Here is a 20,686-nt window from a genome sequence, read left to right as displayed (position 1 = left end):
AAAAACCCTTTGAAAAGGGTTCTTTCTCTCCCTTCCCCCAGACCCCCATCCCTCTCTTTTCCCAAACTTTCTGACGCCGCTTTGCGGGGTGGGGGGGGACTTTCCCTTTTTTTTGCTCAAGAAGCGTAAAGAAAACCTGTCGGCTTCCGATAAGAAGAGCATGATCATTCAGGGCGCACATATGAATTACGGCTTCATGCAGAAGCTCAAGACGCGGCAGGACCAGGGGGAAGACCTTGGTGCCGCGGCCTCACTGCTGGAGAACAGCCCTGGAATGCGCTTGGGGCAGATGGCCGAAATCAACCCGGCCAAGGATGGACTGACCCCGGCTGCCGAGGCGTTGGCCAACGCTCCCGGTCAGATCAAAAAAGTGGCCGGGGATGCTCCTCCCCAAACCCTGGGCCAGACCTTTGCCAACGAGATCGTGCGGCGCATGGACGATCTCACGGACGAGAACGGCGAACCCAGGGACACGTCCGACCTGCGCCACTCGCTCGGCTCCACCATGGACTGGCTGCGCGGGAAGTTCGGCGACGAAACCGCTGCCGCAGCAGCAGGCATGATCCTCCAATCCACCTCTTCGGGCGTGACCGAGGAGACCCTGGGCGAGGGCATGCTCAACGTGCTCAAATTCATTGACCGCAACTTCGGCATCAATGCCGGCGACTCGGTCATGGCCCAGTTCAACGGCGGCATCAATCAGGAACTGAACGCCTATTTCGACAACGGCAAAAACGAACTGTTCTTTGACGCGGGAGCCGTGTCCAAGGACGGTCAGCCCAGCGCCACCCAGGACGTCAGCGCCCGCTTCTTCATGCAGGCCGCCGCAGCCGCCGACAAGGGCGACACGGATTCCCTGGATGAACTGCAAAACATCCTCGACGAGCTCAAGGACGAACTGGACAACATCGCCGGACTCCAGGACCTGACCACCAAGCTTGAAGAAGACTTCAACCCGGTCAAGGCCAGCATGGAAACCGCGCTCAACGCCTACCAGACCACTCCGGGATTCAACGATCCCCAATTCACCAGCGTGAACGTCTAGGCACCACCCCCGCCCAGACTCCAATGAACCGCCTCCCCGGAGTCGGCTTTTTTTTGCGCCCCACCCACTCTGCAAAACGGCACCAAAAAGTTTGGTGGGGTCCGGGGAAGGGGAGAGGGAAAGCACTTTTCAAAGTGTTTCCCCTCTCCCCTTCCCCGCCCGCCGGAGGCATCAAAAAAAACCGCCCTGTCAGCGTGGCCGACAGGGCGGGATTGGTTCCTTCCGAGAAGGGCTAGTACATTCTGTGTTCTTCGATGTAATTCAGGACAAAGGCTTCGGCATCTTCCACGGTCTTGACATCGTCGCGCACCTGGGCTTCGAGCAGACGGTCGCGGATCTTGCCGATGGCCGGACCGGGCTTGAGCTTGGCAAGTTCCATGATCCGGTTGCCGTCGAGCAGCGGTTCGAGTTCGAGATCCGGGATATCGGCCCGTTCGGCCATTTTGAGGTTGTGGTTGAACTCGCGCCAGGAACCGTCTCGGGCCTTGATGTCCGCCCTGACCATTTCCATGATGCGCGGGTATTCATCCAGGGAACGCAACCGGCGAATACCCTTGTCGGTGAGCATGAAGTGCGGACGCATGTGGTTCTGGACGAGCTCGCAGATCAGGTCGATGTCCTGCTCCTCGAAACGCAACCTTTTCAACACCTTGCGTGTGACCTTGGCACCCACACGGTGGTGCTGGAGGAAATTCCATTTCTCATCGTAGAATTCGGCGGTGTAGAGTTTGCCGATGTCGTGAAACAGGCAGGCCACGGTGCCGAACCAATCATAGGGCAGTTCTTCGGGGTAGGCCTTCATCACGTCCAGGGTGTGCTCCAGAACCGTTTCCGTGGTGTCCTCTTCCGGATTCTTGATCTGGGTAACGCGGGACAGGGAGGCGATCTCCGGGATCAGGCCGTGCAGCAGCATGGAATCGAAGAGCAGCTGAAAGAACTTGTGCATGGACTCGGCCTCGACCTTGCGCCACTCGTCCAGAAAGTCGGACATGGGCACATAGTCGAGCACGCGCCGGGCATTGCGCACGATGGCGACCCAGGAATTAGCCTCGATTTCCTTGTCGAAGTTGGCGGCAAAGCGCATGGCGCGATAGGCCAGGGCATAATCCTTCTTCAACGCCTGGTCCGGCACCCCCTTGAAGCGGATCTGGCCTTCGGAAAAATCGGCGAAGTCGGCATACAAATCCTTGGCTCGGGGGATGAAGGGGCAGACGGCGGACAAGGGGATGTCACCGCGCTGCTCAAGCCGCTTCAACAGACGCGGCGTCATGGTGGACACGGCTTCGTCTGTATAGGCAGCCTCTTCCACGGAAGCGGGATAGAAATAATAGGTCACGCCCCCCTCTTTGAGGGTTCCCAGAATGCCCTTGTCCGCAGAATCTTCCATATTGGGGAAATATTTCTTCAGTTCATCAAGACCCGCTTCAGTGCAGATGTCGAGTTCCTGTTCGTTGCCCGTCTCGTCCAGAGTGAGCGCCTGAAGCCGTACGTTAATAACATATGCGTCATAGCCGTTGCGCATAATGGTTTTACAAAAGCCGACAGCATCTTTGAAAGGCTGACTCATATTTCTCCTTGCCCGGCTACCCGCAAGCAAACGCTCGGGGACGGCCTCTCTTTGATATGTTGTAACCCCTTGCCAAAGGGCATCATCTGCCCTCCGAAACCGCTCCATGAGTCGAATTCGGCTGGTCAAGAACTCTATCTATACAATTTTTTTACCCGCAATGAAATGGGTTTTTACCCGCCCTTTCAAGGTCGAACCAAGAAGCGGCGTGTTTTTACCCTTGGAATATAAAGTGGTTGCCGAAACCGTCCACTGTTCGTCCTCATCAAAGAGAAAGAAATCCGCCGGGTCACCGGGCTTGAAGGTGTTCACCGGCAGCTTGAAAATGGCGGTCGGAGCCGTGGTCCAGGCGCGGGTAAAGGCCTCCCTGGTAAGGACGCCGTCCCGGACGAGCTGCCAGGTCACGCTGAGGGCAGTATCCAGTCCGGTGATGCCGCAAGGAGCCACGTCGAATTCGGTTTCCTTCTCATGGAGCGCATGGGGCGCGTGGTCCGTGGCCAGGCAGTCGATGGTCCCGTCATTGAGGGCCTCGATCATGCACAACCGGTCCGCTTCGGTACGCAGGGGCGGGTTGACCTTGGCGTTGGTGTCGTACTGGGTCCCCTCGGCTTCCAGGATGTCCTCGGTCATGGTCAGATAATGCGGCGTGGTTTCAGCCGTGATCTTCACCCCGCGCTGTTTGGCGAAGCGGATCAGGTCCACGGACTTCTTGCAGGAGATATGCGCCAGGTGGATGGGCAGGTCCAGGTATTCAGCCAGCAGGATATCGCGCCCCACCTGCAAGGCTTCGGCTATGTCCGGCTGGGCGGGCAGCCCCAATCGGCTGGAGACCTCGCCCTCGTTCACGCCCGCAGCCACGCCCAGGTACGGGTCCTCGCAGTGGTCAATGACCACCCGGTCCCAGTCCGAGGCGTATTCCACGGCCAGGCGAAAAATCTTGCTGGACTTGACCGGCACCCCGTCGTTGGAAAATGCCGCGCAACCGGCACGCGCCAGTTCGGCCATGGGAGCCAGCTCCTTGCCGGAAAGCCCCTTGGTCAGCGCGCCGATGGGAAACAGACGCGGTCCCTTGGGCCAATATTTGCGGGCCTTTTCCAGCATCAGTTCGGTCACCGAGTCGCAGTCGTTGACCGGCTTGGTGTTGGCCATGCACATGATGTTGGAGAACCCGCCCCAGGCCGCGGCCCGAAGCCCCGACTCCACGTCTTCCTTGTACTCGTAGCCCGGCTCGCGCAGATGCACGTGCACGTCGGTCATGGACGCCATCAGCGTCAGCCCGAAGGCCTCCTCGACTATGGCGTCACCCGGATCAAGCGACCTGACCGACTTCTTCACTTCCACGATCTTGCCCCTGGACACGAAGACGTCCACGTCCTTCCCGTCCATCTTGGCACGCCTGACTATCAAATCTGCTTTGGCCATTTTTGCCTCCATTTGCCTCCGGCGGCCCTGCCGTGGGCCTCTCCGAGGGCTTAAGAACCTTTTGAAAAAGGTTCTTAAGAATCTCCAAAACTTTTTGTAGCAAGCCGCTGTTCACGGCTTGGGGTCATCCTTGTCTCTTGCTTGCGATCAGCAGTGATGCGTCTTGCCTCTGGTCTCTACTCCTCGCCCTTGCGGGTCATGTAAAGGAAAAGCAGGGCCATGCGGATGACCACGCCGCTGGAGACCTGGTCAAGGACCAACGACCCGGCCGCATCGGCCAAATCCGAGCTGATCTCCACCCCCCGATTCATGGGACCGGGATGCATGATCTTCACGTCCTGATTGGCCAGGTCCACATGCTTCTGACCCAGTCCGTAGGTTCTGGCGTACTCCCGCAGGTCCGGCAGCAGGCCGTCTTTCTGGCGTTCCAGTTGCAGCCGCAGGCACATGACCGCGTCCACGTTCCTGACCGCCTCATTCAAATCCGAATACACCTCCACCGGCCAGGTTCTGACAGCCGGGGGCAGCAGGGTCCGGGGACCGCAGAGGCGCACCTTGGCACCCAGCTTGTTGAGCAGGATGACGTTGGACCGGGCCACGCGACTGTGGGCAATATCGCCCAGAATAAGGACGGTCTTTCCGGCCAGATCGCCCCACTCCTGATGCAGGGTGAAGGAGTCCAGGAGCGCCTGGGTGGGGTGCGCGTGCCGTCCGTCGCCCGCATTGATGACCGAGCAATCCAGCCGGTCGGCCAGGAACCGGGCCGCGCCCGAACACCAGTGGCGGATGACGATGGCATCCGGGGCCATGGCCTGGAGCGTCAGGGCCGTATCCTTGAGGGACTCGCCCTTGGTCAGGCTGGACGAACTCTTGCTCAGGGAAAAGGTGTCGGCGGACAGCCGTTTTCCGGCCACGTCAAAGCTCGTCTTGGTGCGCGTACTCGGCTCGGCGAAAAAGAGAATCACGCTGCGTCCCTTCAGGGTCGGCACCTTCTTGACCGGACGTTCCTGCAACTCCTGGAACCGCCCGGCCGTCTCGAAGATCGCCATTACCTCGGATCGGGAAAGCTGGGACACATCCAACAGGTCCTTGTGTAACCATTTCATGTCGTTTTTGCCTCCGACATCTTAGAAAAGCTCATGTATCATATCCGGAACCCGAGCAAATGCCGCGATCTTGCCCGGCTCCAGTGTTCCAAGCATATGCCCGGCACCCAGTATGGCTGCCGGGGTCCGGGTCATCATGGCGAGCACGTCCTCAAAGGGCAACTCGCCCATGAAATTCTTCTTGAGATACACGGCCTCGTTCCACAGATCGAGGTCGTCATTGGATGCCAGTGAATCCGTTCCCAGGCAGAGCTGAGTCCCTGAAGCCAGCCATTTTTCCCAAGGGGCGCGGCCCACGCCGATGAATTCGTTGGAGCGCGGGCAGAGGCAGACCGTGGCCTTGGATGCACGCACCGTCTCGATGTCCTCGTCGGTCACCTTGACGCAATGCACGGCCAAGGTGGTCTCGTCGAGCAAACCGAGTGCGGCGGCCTGTTGCACCGGACGTCTTTTCGGAGGCTCAAAATCGAGCAGCCTGCCACGTGCCTGAAGCAGGTCCAGAAATGCGCTCGCCTCTCCGGCCATGATCGCCACCTCATCGTCGTGCTCGGCCAGGTGCAGGGAAAAAGGCAGTCCCTTTTTCCGGGTCTCGGCCTTGGCAGCCTGGAGCACATCCCTATGGGTAGTATAAAGAGAATGTCCGGCCACGGAGATGACCCCGGCCTCGAACTCGCCCTTGGGAATAAAGGTCTTCTTGGGCACGGTCTCGCCTATGGCCTCGCAAAAAACCGCAAAAAAAAGACCGGAAGCTTCAAGCATCCCGGCCATCTCCTTGGCGAAGCGGGTGGCGATGTCCCCGACCATTACGGTCCCGGTTCGTTTCAGTTCCCGGCAGGCCCCCTCAAGGGCGTCCGCTTCGAGATCAAAGATGGGCTGTTTGAGCAAAGCCTCCACCCAGTTCACGAACCCTTGTCCCGAAGGGCATTTGCCGCGCAGATGGGCCAGTTCGAGATGGGAATGGGCATTGATGAGGCCGGGAACGAGAAACGTATCGCCGAGGTCAAGGACTTTGCCGGAATGGGCTTTGGCAAGGTTGCCGTAGGTTCCGACTTCCTTGATGATTCCCTGGCTGACGAGAATGGCCGCGTCGTCAATGACGGGCTGGCCAGGCACCATGGTCGCGGCTTTGGCCGCACGAACAAGCTCAAGCATTCGCTTTGTTTAACTCTCTTCAATAGGTCATATGGCTCGGTAAAGTGTCCGCGCACGGACTGAGAATATTTCGTAGTATGTTTTGCGGTGAAGGTCTACATTTATCCGTGAACAAATTGCCGAGGCAACACGAGCCCGCTTCTTGCCTCGTGCGGCACAATGCGGCAAAGCTTTGGTTCCGGCCTGACCCACAAATATGACAAATCTTTTTTTGACCTCGATATCATATGGTTATAGGACAAAACAGATCAGGTAGTATATGACATATGCGAGTCCTCTAATGAGAATACTGTCCATCACCAATGACATCGACAGCGGCGGCGCTGCCAAGAGTCTGTTTTTTCTGGCAGAGAACATGGCTGCACTCGGTCACGAAATGCATATTATCAGCATCTCTAAACCCAGCAGAACGGGCAAGCGCGTGGAGGATCTGGCCTCAGCGGGGGTGAAGGTCGACTTTGTCCGCATTCCATACTACCCCATGTCGCTGAAGGCCTGCCCTATCCCGTTTTGGAAAAACATAGGTCGTTCTGTAGCCCGGTTCGGTGAGTTTGGGCGACTCAAAAGGATGGTCACCGACATCCAACCTGACGTCATCCACTACAACAGCTATACCACCCTGCTCGCCGCCCTCCCGTTGAAAGGCTGGCCTGCAGTCCTGCACTGCCGTGAAGTGCTTCTGGAAGACGCCCCCCTGTTGCCCCTGACAAAACCCCTGGTCCGCTCGCGCATCCGGGAGGCCGTGGCCATCAGCCCCATCGAATCCGAACAGGCCCAGCGGATTTTCGGTCTCAAGACAGCCGTAATCTTCAATACAGCCCCCATACCTGAAAAGCCCGCCCCCATGCCCGAAGGCAACGGCCTGGTCTATGGCATGTTTTCGCATGTGTCCCCCATGAAAGGGCATCTCTTATGTATCCAGGCCTGCGCCAAAGCAGCTGACGAACTCCGCCGGGCAGGGGTGTCCGTTCGTCTGTTCGGCGGAAAAATCGGCATTCACGACGAGCTGTACCGTTCCATTGAACACAAGATTTCCCTTGCGGGCATCGGGGACATCGTCAGTTTTCAGGGATTCTCTGTCGAACCGGAAAAGGAAATGCAAGGCATTCACCTGCTGCTAAGGCCGGACCTGACAGGGCATCCCTGGGGCCGCGATATTATCGAGGCCATGAGCCAGGGGCGACCGGTGCTGGCCACGGGCGACTCTGAAATCTTCATCGCCAAGGGCCTGACCGGAGAACTGGTCCCCGCCGGAGACGCGGACGCCTTTGCCCGAGCCCTTGTACAGCTTGCGGACCGGGATAAACTAAAGCGGATGGGAGCGGCCGCGTACACATTCGCGGCCAATAATTTTACTCAAAAACAGTCAAGCCGCGCCTTCCTCGAATGTCTGACGCGCGTAGTCGGCCCTTAGGCTACTCTTTGCCCAGCACTCTCCTGTAGAGCGATTCAAGATTGGCAACCTGTTCCAGCATATCAACCTGACCGAAGTCCTTGAGCCGAGGCTTGGGTTGCCGGTTGCACACGATATCCACCAGCGTTTCCATGCTGTCCGCATGATATCCCAGACCGTGCTCCTCCACCCACCGACCTGACGTGTCGCAGTTGACGACCACGGGGCAGACCCCGCCGATGAGGTAGTCAAAGAGCTTGTTGGGCAGTGCGTTGTTCAGGAAGAGCAGCGTGTTCTCGTCCGTGATGTCCATGAAATTGAAGCCGGACAGTCCCCATTGGAACTGGCTGATGTCCTGGAGCAATTCGGCGTAGGGCAGCTTGTCGTGCAGATGGAAGAGCGCCGACTGTGCATCCAAGGCCATGTAGGTGGCCAGGTTCTTGGGGTTCTGGTCAGCCGGGTAGGCGTGCACGTGGACGCCGGCCTCGATCAATTTCTCGAAAAACGGCAGATAGTTCCGGTATTCGTAGTGGATCGATCCCCGATCACGCAGCCCGCCCAGGTAGACCACGTGCGTACCGTCGAGCTTGTCCAGGGGCTTGGCAGGGGCTGCCGTAAGCATGGGATAGCTCGGCAGGACCATGGTCCTGTGCGAAGTGTAACGGTCTGCGGCCAGGTCCACCATGCCCTGGCTGACATGGACCACGGCAGCCGTGTCCTCGAAACAGCGCCGCTCGGTCTCGGCCTCGTGGCCCACCAACTGCTGACGCAGGCCTCTGAAGTCATGACAGTCGTAAATGACTGGCCGGTCGGTGTTCTCCAAGGCCACCACCGTGGGCTCATTGGGCTCGTTGTGACAGTGGACGATGTCAAAACCGGAATGGTTGCGCAGCAACGAACCCAGCTCATCCAAGCTGGAGTACTGCGTCACCGAGGCGCAGATATCGCGCATGTTCGGTTGAAAATTCAGCCCCTGGCAAAAAAGGTGTACGCGATGGCCGCGCCGGGTCAGGGCAAAGGCCTCCTTCTCGGCCCGAATGCACGGGTCGATGTGGACAAAAACTATGTCGAGAGAGGTGTCGGTAGTCATTGCAAGCCTTTGGTGCGCCCTAGCCGAGCCTGGGGACGTGTACGGTAACATCGAATCGCTGCATCTTTTCGGCCACGGTCTCCCAATACAGAGGGCTGATTGCCAGGGCAAGATCGGAAACACCCAGCTCGGCCATACGCTCGGGACCGACTACCGGCAGACCGTCGATGTCCCGGCCCCAGGTGTTCTTGTTCTCGTCCACGAAGCAGGCGATGTCGTCCCGGCAGTCCAGGAGCAGGTGGGCCATGGACCCGATGGGCGAGGTGCCGAAGACCGCGGCCTTGCGCCCCTTGTCCCTGGCTGATGTGACAGCGGCTTCCACAGACACGATGGTGGCCCTGGCAATGGCCTCGCATTGTCCGGCAATACGCCGGTTCTCGTCATAGCAGGTCGGCATCAGCCCTGTGGAGGGGCTCCCCTTCTTAAGGACGAGATAGAACATCACCAACGATGTGTCGGCGTTGACCTCCTCAAACCCAGCGTATTCGGCAAGCATACGGGTATGCGTCACCGTCATCTTGTTGATATGGTCCGCGCACAGCAAATCGCCGGGCAATTTTTCGAAATCGGGAAGCTGCAGGAGGAGAAGGCCACCCGGCTTGAGATGTTCAAAGGCCCAGGAAAGGGCATGAAGCGGATTTTCCACATGCTCCAGCACTGACAAGGACACAACCGCATCAAAGAGCATGTCAAGGTTCAGGTCCGAGTAGGATCGGTTGTACGCCGCCTTCAGGGGCACGCGGGAACAAAGCTCGGCGTAGCCTCCCCCAGGCTCAACGGCGTACAGATCCCACTCCGGAAGACTGTGATGAAAACATTCGAGAAAGGCGCCGGTGCCCCCCCCGAAGTCGAGAACGGCCCCCTTCTCCTGCAGGTCCGTCAACGACTGGAAGGTCTCCCACGCTTTCTGGTGCGAGGTCTTGACCTCCTTGGAGTAGCTCATAATCTGCGGCTTGGGCTTCCAGGTGGTGGAATTGTAGACGGCATCCCCAAGCCCTCGCGTTCCGGCCGCATTGAATATGAACCCGCATCCCCGGCAGCACCTGTTTTCCAGGCACAGGCCGTCGAGGAAGAACATCTGTGAAGTGATGCACTTGCCCCGATAATCGGGATAAAGATAATCGAAATGCCCGGTGGAACACACCGGGCACAGGACCTCTTTCATTCTCATAGCACAATTCCCCTAATGTCTTATTTCTTGCTGGTGTCAACCCAGCTGTCCTGAACATCTTCAAGGTTGGAATAAATGCAATAGCAACGTTTACAACCGTCATAAAGACGGTGGTCACGGAGTTTCAAGCGCTGATCCCGCATAGCTTCGCAGTTCCAAATATCCATGACGGAATATTCCTGGACATTCCCGACCTGGCCGAGGAAGCACTGCGGGAAGCTCTTCACCTCGCCTTGGGGATTGATATAAAGGGTATGCCAATGCACATCACAACGACTTTCGGGGAAACTCTCGTACTCGTCAGAAACACAATAATTCAAGTTTCTTTCCGAAAAGAACGGCCTAAAATTGATCCTTGTTTTACCTTGGAACCGCTTTTCAATCTCTTTGCGCTGCTCTACAAGCCCTTGGACATCCAACTTGGAAATATCAGCAAACTGTGAACTGGTTTCCGCTGCACGGTATCCACAAATATCTGCGTGATTCTTGTTGTGCAACTCTGCGAGATTTTTAGAGATATAATTGAACATAAAGAAACCTACAAAGATCTCACCAAGCAGTCCCTCCTTCTCGAGTTCTTCCAGAAAGTCCACAAGGCAATGGTCATTATCGTCTGTCACCGTGTAATAACAACCGATTTGTATATCTATTCCGAGCTTCTTCCGTTCTTCCACGAGAATCTTGAGACCTTCTATGACCTTGGAAAAAGTTCCCTTTACGCCGCACATCTTATCGTGAACTTCGCGAGGACCGTCCAGTGAGACGCGCAGGGCATCGATTCCCGCCTCGGCCAGCCGCTTGGCAAATTTGGGCAAGAGCAGGCCGTTCGTCAACATGGAGAAAGGTAAGTCCTTAGATTTTGTATACTCGATGAACGGCATGATATCCTTGTACAACAGGGGTTCTACCCAAGGAATCCTGATGGTAGGTTTGAACCAAGCCACCTGGTCAATGACCTTCTTGCAGACGTCCAGAGGTAGTTCGAACCGTTTGTTGGGTTCGATAAGGTTGTCCCTGAGTTTTGCCACGCTGCCGTCCCACTCCTCCCGACTATGGTTGAGGTCACAGTACTGGCATTTCAGGTTGCAACTGGTATTGATACAAAAATTGATTGTATGCGGTGGCAACGCATAGGCACCCATGGCAGTGTCATAGTGGTGTGACTGCAACAGGTGCAACACCCGACTAGTGCGGTATATGGGCTTGAGCAGATCTGTTAACCCGGAAACAAATTTCCCGTAGGATTTACGCGCCTGACGACCGTTATCGGTCAATCCACTGTCCGTTAACCATTCATGAGGTTGCGCTACATTTTTCATATACCTTGCTCCATTGCCATTTTCTTAAAATGGCTGTTTTGTTTTCCCACTACCGTGTCAAATTTGTCCTGAACCATCCGGACGAAACCGGCCAAAGCCTTTCAATCCGCTCGCTCAAACACAGATACCTGGGACACAACTCATTGCGTCAACACCAACCCTATCGAAGGTTTAGGCCGACACACCTTTCTTCCCTGTGACAATTGTTTCTTCCAATCTCCGCATAATCACACCGCTGTCATAATCAAACCTTGGTTCAATCTCTTCTCGCAACAAATGACGCCGGATAAGGAGGTCCGGCTCATTGAACCCCACCATGGCCCGCAGAGAGGTTGTCCCTGAAAACCTGGGATTGATTTCAAAAAGATATATTTTCCCATCCATCAGTCGCAATTGGATATTGCATGGTCCTATGGACCCCAACTTCTGCGCAATGGCTTCGCAGGGCCCGGTCACTTCCGGGAACGGTCCAATCTCCCCTTGCGAAATACCGCTGCTGATGACCAGCATGTCGCCCAAATCCTTCCTGCCCGTCCTGTTGGCAGCCTTGAACCGGCAACTTAATGCCGAAAGAGTGTTTCGTTTGACGGCAATGGAATTAATGATCTGGCCGTCCAAGTCAGACAGAACGCCTACCGTGTACTCTGAATCCGGCTGGCCGACATACTCCTGGGCAATGAACTCAGGATACAACGTGCAGAGATAGCTGGCAATCATGCGCCCTTCATCCGGGCTTTGCACGATGAAGGTGTTGGCCGACCCCCCAGACCCTACAGAAGGCTTAAACACGGCCGGATACGATGGGAGAGACTCCACTTCCTTCACTTTGCGGATACTCCGAAACCACGGAATCTCAATTCCCAGCGCATTCATCTTTTCAAAAAACTGAACCTTGTCAGAGCAAAGAGAAATCATCGTACGGGAGTTCATTGGCATGAAGAGACCCTGACCGGCGACATCGTCCCGACGTTCGCTCAACACCTTCATCTCCGCTTCGGAACCGGGCAGGAGGACCTCGACATTGTGTTTGACGCACACGGACATGAGCGCATCAAAATAGCCCGGAGCCGATGCCGGGGGAAGTATCTCCCATGCATCACCGCGGGATATTCCGGCGCTCTGCTCGGTCACATCGGTGGCAACAAGATGGTATTTCACGTCCGCCAGACGAAGCGCCTTGACCAGCTGTTCGCCCAGGCCGCCACCCCCGGTCCCTGTCACCAGGACACAGGGTCCCTTATGCTTGTTCATATGCCAGAACTCCATATGTGTCCGAAGACATCCGGTTCCTTTCGTTCAAAAAGAGCTGCCGCCCTTGGGTGCATTCCCTTGACCAGGAACGCCGGAGGCTGAAACGGCAGCCGGTACACCTGTGCGTCCATCCCATCAAGATCGACCACGGCCAGGGATAGCAGGTCGCCCCGGTCACGGGGCAGGCCGCAGGAGCCGGGGTTGACGATGAGCCTCCCCCTGTTGCGGACCACGAACGGTCGGTGGGTGTGCCCCATGAGCAACACGTCCGCCTCAAAATCCAGTTGTCCGGCCGCCTCACTGTTCACGTAGCGAGTGAACGGTTTTTCAGGCGAGCCGTGAACGCACAACAGCCGACAACCCTCAAGGTCCAGTTCAAGCCGGGGGCCGTTGTCTTCCACCTGTTGCCGCCAAACGCCGGGCAACGATTCCCAGCTGGGGGGCAGGCGCAACAGGTCATCCACGCCATCGGGAACAGGCAGCCTGCCGCAGGTCATACCCTCGTGGTTGCCCATGAGACAGATCGCCCGGGACCGCTCAAGCATGCCGCAGACCTCGTCGGCCTGTTCCATGTAGCCCACGGCATCACCCAGAAAAATGATCTGCCCAACTTCCTGTCTCTCCAGGAAGGAGAGGGCCAGGGCCAGGCCAGGCGCGTTGCCATGGGCGTCGCTGATAATTCCTATGCGCACGATATCAACCCGACACCTTCTCTATGCGTGTATCCGAGTCGGGGCTGATTCTGCTGCGCGCACGCGTAACGATTCTCCCTTGCAGGCCACCAGCCTTTCCAGCAGGGCTTCCAGACCAGTCACATCAAAAACCTGGCTCCGGCTCATCTGGAAAACAGGGAGCCGGGACAGGATGTTGTCTCCCGCTCCGGGGTCGGTGGGACAGATTACGGATTCCGAAACCTCCAGGTGCTCGCTCTTTTCTGGCAGCAAATCCATCCGTGCCGCGTACAGGGCCTGGTCGTCATGGAACAGGCTCTGCAGGTGCTGTGAACCGCTGGCCAGCCCCTTTGCCTTGGACGCTTTCCAGAGTTCCGGGCAGAGCTTGGCCAGCGGGGCAACAAGCTTGCGACCGCTGCGCGGCTGCCTGATTGACCCTGCCGACAGAAACCGTTGGTCGGCGACCTGGACATTCCACATGGGGTGGGACAACGACATGAACCTGACTACGGAAACGACCAACGCAGAGGCTACCGGATTCAGACTCTCGCTAAAATGCAGAACCCGTTCAGCGTGGATCGCGCCTTGGGCCGGTCGGAAGACCATGACCTCGTTGTCATCAAATCCTTCCTCCTCAAGAATCTTTCTTATTGCGGAAAGCTCTTCCCAGGTACGCTCCCCGGAACGCAGCTTGTACGAGGGCAAGCCAGCCGGAAGAGAGCATGAGAGTTCCTGCGCGTACAGGACCCCGCCCAAGCTCAGTTCCGGGCACTGCTCCAGGCAGCGAAGCACATCGTCCAGCAGGTAACGGACGATCCCGGGTGAGCTTGTCAATTGCTGTTCCCTGATATCGTAGTATCCAAAAGATATGAATGCCTTCATATGGCTACCCCGAAGTCGTAGAGTTCATTTTCAATGAGGAACTCGGCCAGGGCAAAGTCCTCGGGCGTGTCAATATCAACCAGTTCCACGGGATCATCGATGAGTTCATAATGAAACCATCGCTTCTGGCTGGAAAGGAGTCTTCTACCAAGAAAATTAGCCAGCAGCTTGAAATGAACATTCCCTTTCTCGCACTGGATCTGCTCTTCCTCCAGAAGCACACCCTGCTTGGTGTGCACCCTGTCCAACTGTATATTCGGCAAAAACGCGGTAGCGCAATAGCCTGCCCTGGTCACGGCCTCGGTATATCGAGAGACCTTCCCCACATTGCGGAAGGGCGAGGTCGGGTACATATCGATCATGATGTCCAGCGGATAGCCGGCGCTTAGGAGGTAACGCTCGGCATAATAGCCAGCGAGTCCGGGAGAAATATTGTCGGCGCTGAGCATGGCGGGCCGCAGAAACGGAACCTCAGCGCCCAGTTTTTCAGCGATGCGGGCGATCTTGCTGCTGTCCGTGTTCACGATAACCCGGTCCACCGGAAGGGCACGGGCCACGGCAATGGTGTAGGCTATGAGCGGAATTCCGCAAAGCTCCTTGATATTCTTGTTCTCAATACGGGTAGAGCCGGAACGGGCCGGGATATGCACCACCACCTTGTCCCTCGGCCCATCCGCCAGATCCGTGAAATGCTCGATGTCGATGCCGGAATACCCGAAAAAAGTTTCCGCTATCTCGAGCTTCTGTTGGTTGATTTGCTGTTTCATGCTTTATATCACCTTGGATCGTTCCGGTCAGCAGATGCCCCAGTGTTCGGGATGCACCAGCACCTGAAGCGTTTGCACACCGCTTTTCGGATGCGCCGTTGCCACCATTTCGCGGAAAGCGGACAGATACCGCTCACCCTTGAGTTCATTCAGTTCGGGGTGCGGGGAATGGCGGACGAGTTTTCCGCCCCACATTCCGTTGGAGTCGTTCAGACCTATTTCATACGGCAAGCTATACGCCTCAAAGGCAAATCCGTAATCCGCCTGAGAGAGTGTGTGGAGCTTCAGAACCTGCCCGTCCACTTCGATGGTCCTGCCGCGTTCAAAGCCGGGCTTAACGCCCGCCTCTGCAAATATTTCAAAACTGACAAACCCGTTTTCATGAAAGAACGGCCCGCCGTGTGCGGCCGAACCGACCAGCTTGATCCCGTGACTTGCGAAGAATTCCACCTGCTCCGCAAGGACCTCGGCCACGGTGCGTTTCAGGTACACGGCCAATTCGGCAATATTGTTGTGCAGCCCGACCTCGTGGCCCCATTCGATGAGCTGCCGGGCCTGGTCAATGACCGTTTGGTTCGGACGCAGTCCGTTTTCATCGATGGTTCCGTAATAGTTGGTCTTGCCCTGGGTCGGGCTGGGCGGCAGCAAGAAATAGCTTGCCCGGATGCCATGCCCTTTTTCCAGCAGGGCCATCTGCAGGGCCGCGTCCATGTCGTCGTCCACGTCGTGCCGCAGGAAAAAGCACGGTTCACCGCCCTGTCCCACCTCTCGCATGGTCACGCATTTCAGGACCGCATGCAGCGGCAGCACCAGATCGGTCATGTAGCGGGTGCCGTCGTTTCGCTTCTTCATGTCAAAGTCAATTCTTGGGACCGAGGTCGGTGCAACGATACGGTGAGCGCTCACGGTTGCCACATAGCCGAGCCGTTCGAGCAACTCCCCATGACGGGTCACGGCGTGTTCTTGGGCCTCGGTCGGCATTTCGTCCTTCCAGCGGCCGACAGAACTGGCGAAAATATCCAGATCATGGGATGGGGTGGCCCCGATGAAATCCGCGATCCCGGCCATGACAGCATTCGGCTCGGTGACCAGATCCTCATAGCGCACCGTGAGCACGGCACTTTCCGGCAGGCTGTCCACCACCCGCATGGTCTCCCTCATTTCCTCGGCCCACCAATCCAGGGCCTTGACGTAGTCCTTCTCACCCCAGGCCACATTCTGCATGGACAGGGCCACGTCCCGCCCGTCACGGACCATATTGATCAGCCTCATGTCTGGGATGATCGAATACAGGTATTCGGCGAAAAAGCTGTTCCTGGGGGTCTTCTCCACCCAATGGGACTTTCCCTGGGCCTGTGAGCGGTGTCTAAAAAGGGCCGCGTACAGGCCTCCCCAAATAGCCTCGACCTCGTGGAGAGAAGTTGCACGGACCAGTTCGTCTAGGCGCGACAGTTCGGCCTCCATGGCCTCCCGGTCCAACCACAGGCAGAACCCACGTAACTGGTTGTCCTTGAGTGAGGCCTTGTGCGGATGGACGTAACAATAAAAACGTTCCCGCCACAACCGCTTCAGATCCTTCACACCCTGTTCGCGACTGCCGGAAGGCAGGCCATGGAACCAGTGGGGAGCGAGCCTGAATCGCTCGTCATTGATGCATTTGGTTTCGCCGGGAACCGAGGCGACGTCCGGATTGGAATTGAGCGCCCGGCGCAGCAAGCTGGTGCCCGACCGCCCGGTTCCGCCGATAAAAACAGAGCCGACGGTCGTCTTCGGGACTGATACACCAGCGAAATGGCACGTTTCTTTCATTCCTGACCTGGTGGCATATTTTGCCGCAGCTTCAATATGCCCCATGGCAAGGCTGCAATCGGCAAGAAGAGAAAAGAAGCAGGGGGTTCCGCCCTTTTTCTTCACTGCGCCTCGAGCTACCCAGGCCGCCTCTGAAAAGAGTCCGCTCTCCTTAAGGGCGACGGCTTCGTCAAAATCGCTTGAAACAAGATACGAATATGAAGTAGTATCCACTGTAAGCAACCTATTAAAACAATTACATAATGCTAATGCCGCTCTCGCACAGACGCCTGACCGCACCAAGCTTATGACGCTTCACAGACAGAATTGCAAAGGATGTGCCATGAAAACCGTAAGTTGTCTCGCTCCTTGGATGTGCTTGATTCTTTCCGACGCCGGCTACGGACCGTGCTGTCATCACAAGTTTCCAGCCAAAAAACAGCTTATCGACCAAGCGTGTGCCAACCCGGAGAATCTGATCCGGCTGTTCAACGATGAAAACCTGATGCAGCTGCGCTCCCAGCTGCTCAACAATACCCCTCCACGCAACTGCATAGCCTGTATCAAGTCGGGCTACAACCTCGGCCTGGAAGACATCATCAAGGTCACCAAGAAAAACGGCATGTTGCAGGAATACACCGACGCCATCCGGGACGGCATTGCAAAAGGGAGAAAACTGGACGGCCTGCATCCCGTCACCATTCACCTGAGCAAGGACGCCCCATGCAATCTCAGATGCACTTTTTGCGAAGGCGCGCCCCCAGCGCCGCAGGACGCGGACTCTGCCGAGGCAAGTTTCAGGATGCTCTTCAACACCATGGACACCATCGGCTGGGATCGTGTCAACGAAATCTACTTCGCGGGAGGCGAGCCCTTCTTCAACCCCGGATTGACCCGGTTCCTCAATTCCTATGACTGGAGTTCCCTGAACGAGGTCAGCATTGCGACGGTTTCCAACGCCACACTCCTGCACCAACACTTCGACGTGCTCAAGACCATGGACCGCTTCTACATCCGGCTGAGCCTGGACGCCACGGGCGAGACCTACGCCAAGCTACGCCGAGGGGCCTCATGGAACCGGGTTGAGAAGAACATAAGGGAACTTTCCGAGATAAAAAAAACAAAGCCGAACTGGACCGTCGAAATCCACTCCATCCTGATGAAAAGCACCGTTCCGTTCATCAAGGAAATGGTACAGATCGCCCACGACCTGGACTTTGACTTCAGCGTGAACAGCATCCGCGGGAATTATCTGGATGAAAATATTTTCTTCTTCAAGGACCTGCTGGAAGGCCTCGACTGGAAAAATGAACTGGGCGAGGCCATTGACCGTGCCCAGCGATACGGATTCGATACGGCCGTGCAAACGCTAAAGCACCTGACCCGGTCCCTGGAAGCCGTGGCCACAGGGGGCAAGGCCGACATCCAGACGCTGGCCTGTCCGAACAAACGGCTTAAAATGTTCGGTTCCTTCTTCTCGGCCCTGGCTGACACCCGGTATGCCCTCTGGGGCACAGACCACAATCTTTTGGACTTCCTCCAAAAGGAACCCATTCTGGCCGGCCTGCGCTTCATTGTCGACCACCCTGCGAGTATTCGGTCCTACTATGGCCACGACTACTATCCAAGCCAGATGCTGGCCGAGAATCGGGATCTGCTCGACTCCCTGGCCGGGCAGGTGGAGACCTTGGTGGTAACCGCCCCTACCTACAAGGCTGAAGCTGTGATCAAAGAAGCGCGCAGCCATTTTCCCGACCATACCATTCTGGTCCGGCCTTTCTGGGACCAGGACGCACAGCAGCGCATGCATGAACTGGCGGAGTCCCAGGAACCTTTTGTGGCCTTCGGGGCCGGGGGTGCTGCCCGTCTGCTGCTCTCCCACTCCGTGCTCAAGGACGCCAATGTCGTTGCCCTGACCGACAACAACAAGGCCCTTCACGGCACCGAATTGTTCGGAAAACCAGTCATCCGGCCCGAAGACATCCTGCACCACGCGACCACTGTGGTCATCCTGTCCGAAGCATTTTATGATGAAATCAGGGAACAGCTGCTCGCGTTGTACGGGGACGCCATCACCATAGCCCCGCTTTTCTAGGCGGAGCGCAAGCTCAAACGGGCCTATGCGGAACAAGCCTCGAAGGTCACTGCCGTTCGAGCATCCAACCTGCGTTATCCCTGTAGAGGGTCTCGAATTCCTTTTCGGCCAATAATTGCTCTAGGGCAGGGAGGGCTGCATGTCTGTTGGTGTGTGCGAAAAGCACCCTGCCGCCCTTGGGGATGTGCCGTTCAATGACCTCGAATTCCGAGGCCACGGAGGCCTCGCTACAGGGCTGGTGCAAAAGGCAGGCGAAGTGAATGGTTCCCATCCCCGCCAGACGCTCTTCGATGAACCCCCCGCTTGTCCCGCAGTAATAGTCGACCAGGGAATGCTCCCGGCAGACAGACTGCACGCTTTGGATCGAGCCGGCATCCAGGTTGACCGTCACGAACGAATCTCCCGAGGAAAGCATCTCAGCGATAGCCAGAGTAGAAAAATTGCCGCCGGTCACCGTGCAGATGCTGCCGAATTCGACGACCGACAGTCTGGAAAAACGCCCTCTCAGGCCGAGCATGGTGTTGCGCAGCCTTGACCGAAGCCCTGCATTGCAAAGGGGAACTGCTGCCAGCGGCGTGGAATTGAAAAAGCGCAGGACGTGCTCGTTACCGTATTCGGGGAGATAAACACCTTCGAACTCGTCCGGGGTCGCCGCCTCATGATGTCGGACGCGTCCTTCGGCGACAAGCCCCTGCAGGTGTGCGTTCCACAAGGACAGGGTCCATACCGGATCAAGATGGACCACGGAAAACTGCGTCTTGGGCCCGAACATGGACAGGTTGAAGAAATTCATAAGCATGGCCTGCGACGAACGGGTCGAGGCTATCGCTATGGAGCCTTCGGCAATTCCCTTTGGATCGAAGGGAGGCGTAACGGGGTCGTAACTCAGGACCTTGGGAAGCACAGCCTCGGGCAAGTCGGTAATAATCTTGTCCGCATAAGCTGAAGCGACGATCAGATAATCGAAATCACCGGACAACTCTTCCGGCGGAAAGATCGGGCTGGAGCCGTACCGACCACGCTTGAAGGTGTCAGAATAGCCAAGGACAGTCACATCGGGACGCCTGTCCTCAAGCGTCAATTCGAGGAGACGTCCGCGCCCTCCGGCTCCGTAAATGATAACCCGGGCTCCCTTGGGAAGCCTTGCAACGATCATGACACACTCCGTATTCGTCAGAAGAGGGGAAGCAGGTTCACGGGCAGTTTTTCCTGCCGCACCTGGTCCTCGATTTCCCGGGCAAAGCCGTCGGAGAGGATAACCAGGTTCCTGGCATACCCGGCTATCTCTGCCGGTGCAATGACCGGCTTTCCATAAAAAGTCGTTCCGTGAAGCTTGGTGTTGTTTTCGGCAAAGGCGACGATGTCCGTCTGCCCCAAGGCAGTGCCTTCAAGGAGCATCCTGGCCGCGCCGCCTGTACAAAACGCCACCAACGGCTCCTTGAGCCGGACGATCTTTTCGATATTGGCCTCGGTTTTCCGATCGAAAAATGGCGCGTACTTCAACGGCGTGTCTGGAAATAGCTCCTTTGCCAGCAAGGTATACTCGCTGAACTCATAGGTCGGGCAACAGACCACGACATGGTCCAGCTCCCTATGCAGCCGGGCCAATTCCTCGCTCCCGGCCAGCGCTCCCGCATCGACAAAGGGATAGCCCATGAAATCTGCTATGCCCGAGGCCCTGTCCACTATGCACTCAAGCCCAGGTATGGCCGGGGTGGACTGGAGCAGCTGGATCAACCTGTCGTCCAAGCCCAACAGGACAAACCTGTCTGCGGCGAGCCCCTCGAAAAAGCACCGCAGATGTTGCAGGCGGAAGTCACAACAGGAAAATCCCCTGATAGGGATGTGGTGGCCCGCCAGCTTTTCCGTAAGGTGCTTCCGGAAACGGACCATATCCGCATGGGCCGACTGGAAACCGTATTGCTCGCTCTTCTTCAGGATGTCGTCGGCATACCCCTCCCAATCCC

Annotated in this window: 17 protein-coding genes; 3 read left to right on the top strand and 14 right to left on the bottom strand. The window is 57.0% G+C overall.

The genetic code is table 11. The features are described 5' to 3' along the window. The first annotated feature begins 181 nt into the window (after positions 1 to 181). A complete protein-coding gene (locus DWB63_RS16895; protein ID WP_128330044.1) occupies positions 182 to 1,045 on the top strand; it encodes a hypothetical protein in 864 nt (287 codons plus the stop codon). A gap of 232 nt (positions 1,046 to 1,277) precedes the next feature. On the opposite strand, the gene DWB63_RS16890 is transcribed toward DWB63_RS16895, so the two are convergent. The 4 genes from DWB63_RS16890 to DWB63_RS16875 all read right to left on the bottom strand — a co-directional run bounded on the left by DWB63_RS16890 (position 1,278) and on the right by DWB63_RS16875 (position 6,292). Continuing rightward, entirely contained in the window at positions 1,278 to 2,612 is a 1,335-nt protein-coding gene (locus DWB63_RS16890) for an HD domain-containing protein (RefSeq protein WP_128330043.1), read from the bottom strand. 138 nt (positions 2,613 to 2,750) lie between these two features. Beyond that, positions 2,751 to 4,034, bottom strand: a complete 1,284-nt coding sequence (locus tag DWB63_RS16885) for a dihydroorotase (protein WP_128330042.1) — start codon at positions 4,032 to 4,034, stop codon at positions 2,751 to 2,753. 176 nt (positions 4,035 to 4,210) lie between these two features. Then, positions 4,211 to 5,140 carry an aspartate carbamoyltransferase catalytic subunit gene (locus tag DWB63_RS16880; protein WP_128330041.1) on the bottom strand — a complete coding sequence of 310 codons (930 nt, stop codon included), beginning with the start codon at positions 5,138 to 5,140 and terminating at the stop codon, positions 4,211 to 4,213. Positions 5,141 to 5,161: 21 nt separating this feature from the next. Further along, complete coding sequence (locus DWB63_RS16875) at positions 5,162 to 6,292, bottom strand: amidohydrolase family protein (RefSeq protein ID WP_128330040.1); 1,131 nt, start codon at positions 6,290 to 6,292, stop codon at positions 5,162 to 5,164. 280 nt (positions 6,293 to 6,572) lie between these two features. On the opposite strand from DWB63_RS16875, the gene DWB63_RS16870 reads away from it, so the two are divergent. Continuing rightward, the gene (locus DWB63_RS16870) at positions 6,573 to 7,706 is read left to right on the top strand and encodes a glycosyltransferase family 4 protein (RefSeq protein WP_164879939.1); all 1,134 of its coding nucleotides are present in this window, start codon (positions 6,573 to 6,575) and stop codon (positions 7,704 to 7,706) included. Between the two features lies 1 nt (position 7,707). Here DWB63_RS16870 and DWB63_RS16865 read toward each other — a convergent pair whose 3' ends face one another. The 8 genes from DWB63_RS16865 to DWB63_RS16830 form a co-directional block, all read right to left on the bottom strand. After that, positions 7,708 to 8,775, bottom strand: a complete 1,068-nt coding sequence (locus DWB63_RS16865; protein ID WP_164879938.1) for a glycosyltransferase — start codon at positions 8,773 to 8,775, stop codon at positions 7,708 to 7,710. 19 nt (positions 8,776 to 8,794) lie between these two features. After that, on the bottom strand, positions 8,795 to 9,946 hold the full coding sequence (locus DWB63_RS16860) for a methyltransferase domain-containing protein (protein WP_128330037.1): 1,152 nt from the start codon (positions 9,944 to 9,946) through the stop codon (positions 8,795 to 8,797). A 20-nt stretch (positions 9,947 to 9,966) separates the two neighbouring features. Then, positions 9,967 to 11,265, bottom strand: a complete 1,299-nt coding sequence (locus DWB63_RS16855; protein WP_128330036.1) for a radical SAM protein — start codon at positions 11,263 to 11,265, stop codon at positions 9,967 to 9,969. Between the two features lie 171 nt (positions 11,266 to 11,436). Further along, positions 11,437 to 12,516, bottom strand: coding sequence for an ATP-grasp domain-containing protein (locus DWB63_RS16850; RefSeq protein WP_128330035.1), 1,080 nt, complete (start codon positions 12,514 to 12,516; stop codon positions 11,437 to 11,439). Next, the gene (locus tag DWB63_RS16845; RefSeq protein ID WP_164879937.1) at positions 12,513 to 13,208 is read right to left on the bottom strand and encodes a YfcE family phosphodiesterase; all 696 of its coding nucleotides are present in this window, start codon (positions 13,206 to 13,208) and stop codon (positions 12,513 to 12,515) included. Before DWB63_RS16845 ends, DWB63_RS16850 begins: the two co-directional genes overlap by 4 nt. 21 nt (positions 13,209 to 13,229) lie before the next feature. Next, positions 13,230 to 14,069: a hypothetical protein gene (locus DWB63_RS16840; RefSeq protein ID WP_128330033.1), complete on the bottom strand. Its 840-nt coding sequence runs from the start codon at positions 14,067 to 14,069 to the stop codon at positions 13,230 to 13,232. Then, positions 14,066 to 14,836, bottom strand: coding sequence for a hypothetical protein (locus DWB63_RS16835; RefSeq protein ID WP_128330032.1), 771 nt, complete (start codon positions 14,834 to 14,836; stop codon positions 14,066 to 14,068). Before DWB63_RS16835 ends, DWB63_RS16840 begins: the two co-directional genes overlap by 4 nt. Before the next feature lie 27 nt (positions 14,837 to 14,863). Then, positions 14,864 to 16,645 carry a sulfotransferase gene (locus tag DWB63_RS16830; protein WP_164879936.1) on the bottom strand — a complete coding sequence of 594 codons (1,782 nt, stop codon included), beginning with the start codon at positions 16,643 to 16,645 and terminating at the stop codon, positions 14,864 to 14,866. Positions 16,646 to 16,967: 322 nt separating this feature from the next. Here DWB63_RS16830 and DWB63_RS16825 point away from each other — a divergent pair, with 322 nt between their 5' ends. After that, positions 16,968 to 18,719 (top strand): radical SAM protein, encoded by a 1,752-nt coding sequence (locus DWB63_RS16825; protein WP_206613190.1) that lies wholly within the window; start codon positions 16,968 to 16,970, stop codon positions 18,717 to 18,719. A 46-nt stretch (positions 18,720 to 18,765) separates the two neighbouring features. On the opposite strand, the gene DWB63_RS16820 is transcribed toward DWB63_RS16825, so the two are convergent. Together DWB63_RS16820 and DWB63_RS17400 are read right to left on the bottom strand one after the other, a co-directional pair. Next, a complete protein-coding gene (locus tag DWB63_RS16820; RefSeq protein WP_128330029.1) occupies positions 18,766 to 19,875 on the bottom strand; it encodes a hypothetical protein in 1,110 nt (369 codons plus the stop codon). A 17-nt stretch (positions 19,876 to 19,892) separates the two neighbouring features. Next, positions 19,893 to 20,686, bottom strand: a 794-nt coding sequence (locus DWB63_RS17400; protein ID WP_206613189.1) for a hypothetical protein, incomplete at its 5' end; no start/stop codon positions are given.

Source organism: Pseudodesulfovibrio sp. S3, from assembly GCF_004025585.1.
Lineage (GTDB): Bacteria > Desulfobacterota > Desulfovibrionia > Desulfovibrionales > Desulfovibrionaceae > Pseudodesulfovibrio.
This window is presented reverse-complemented; position numbering and strand designations above follow the sequence as displayed.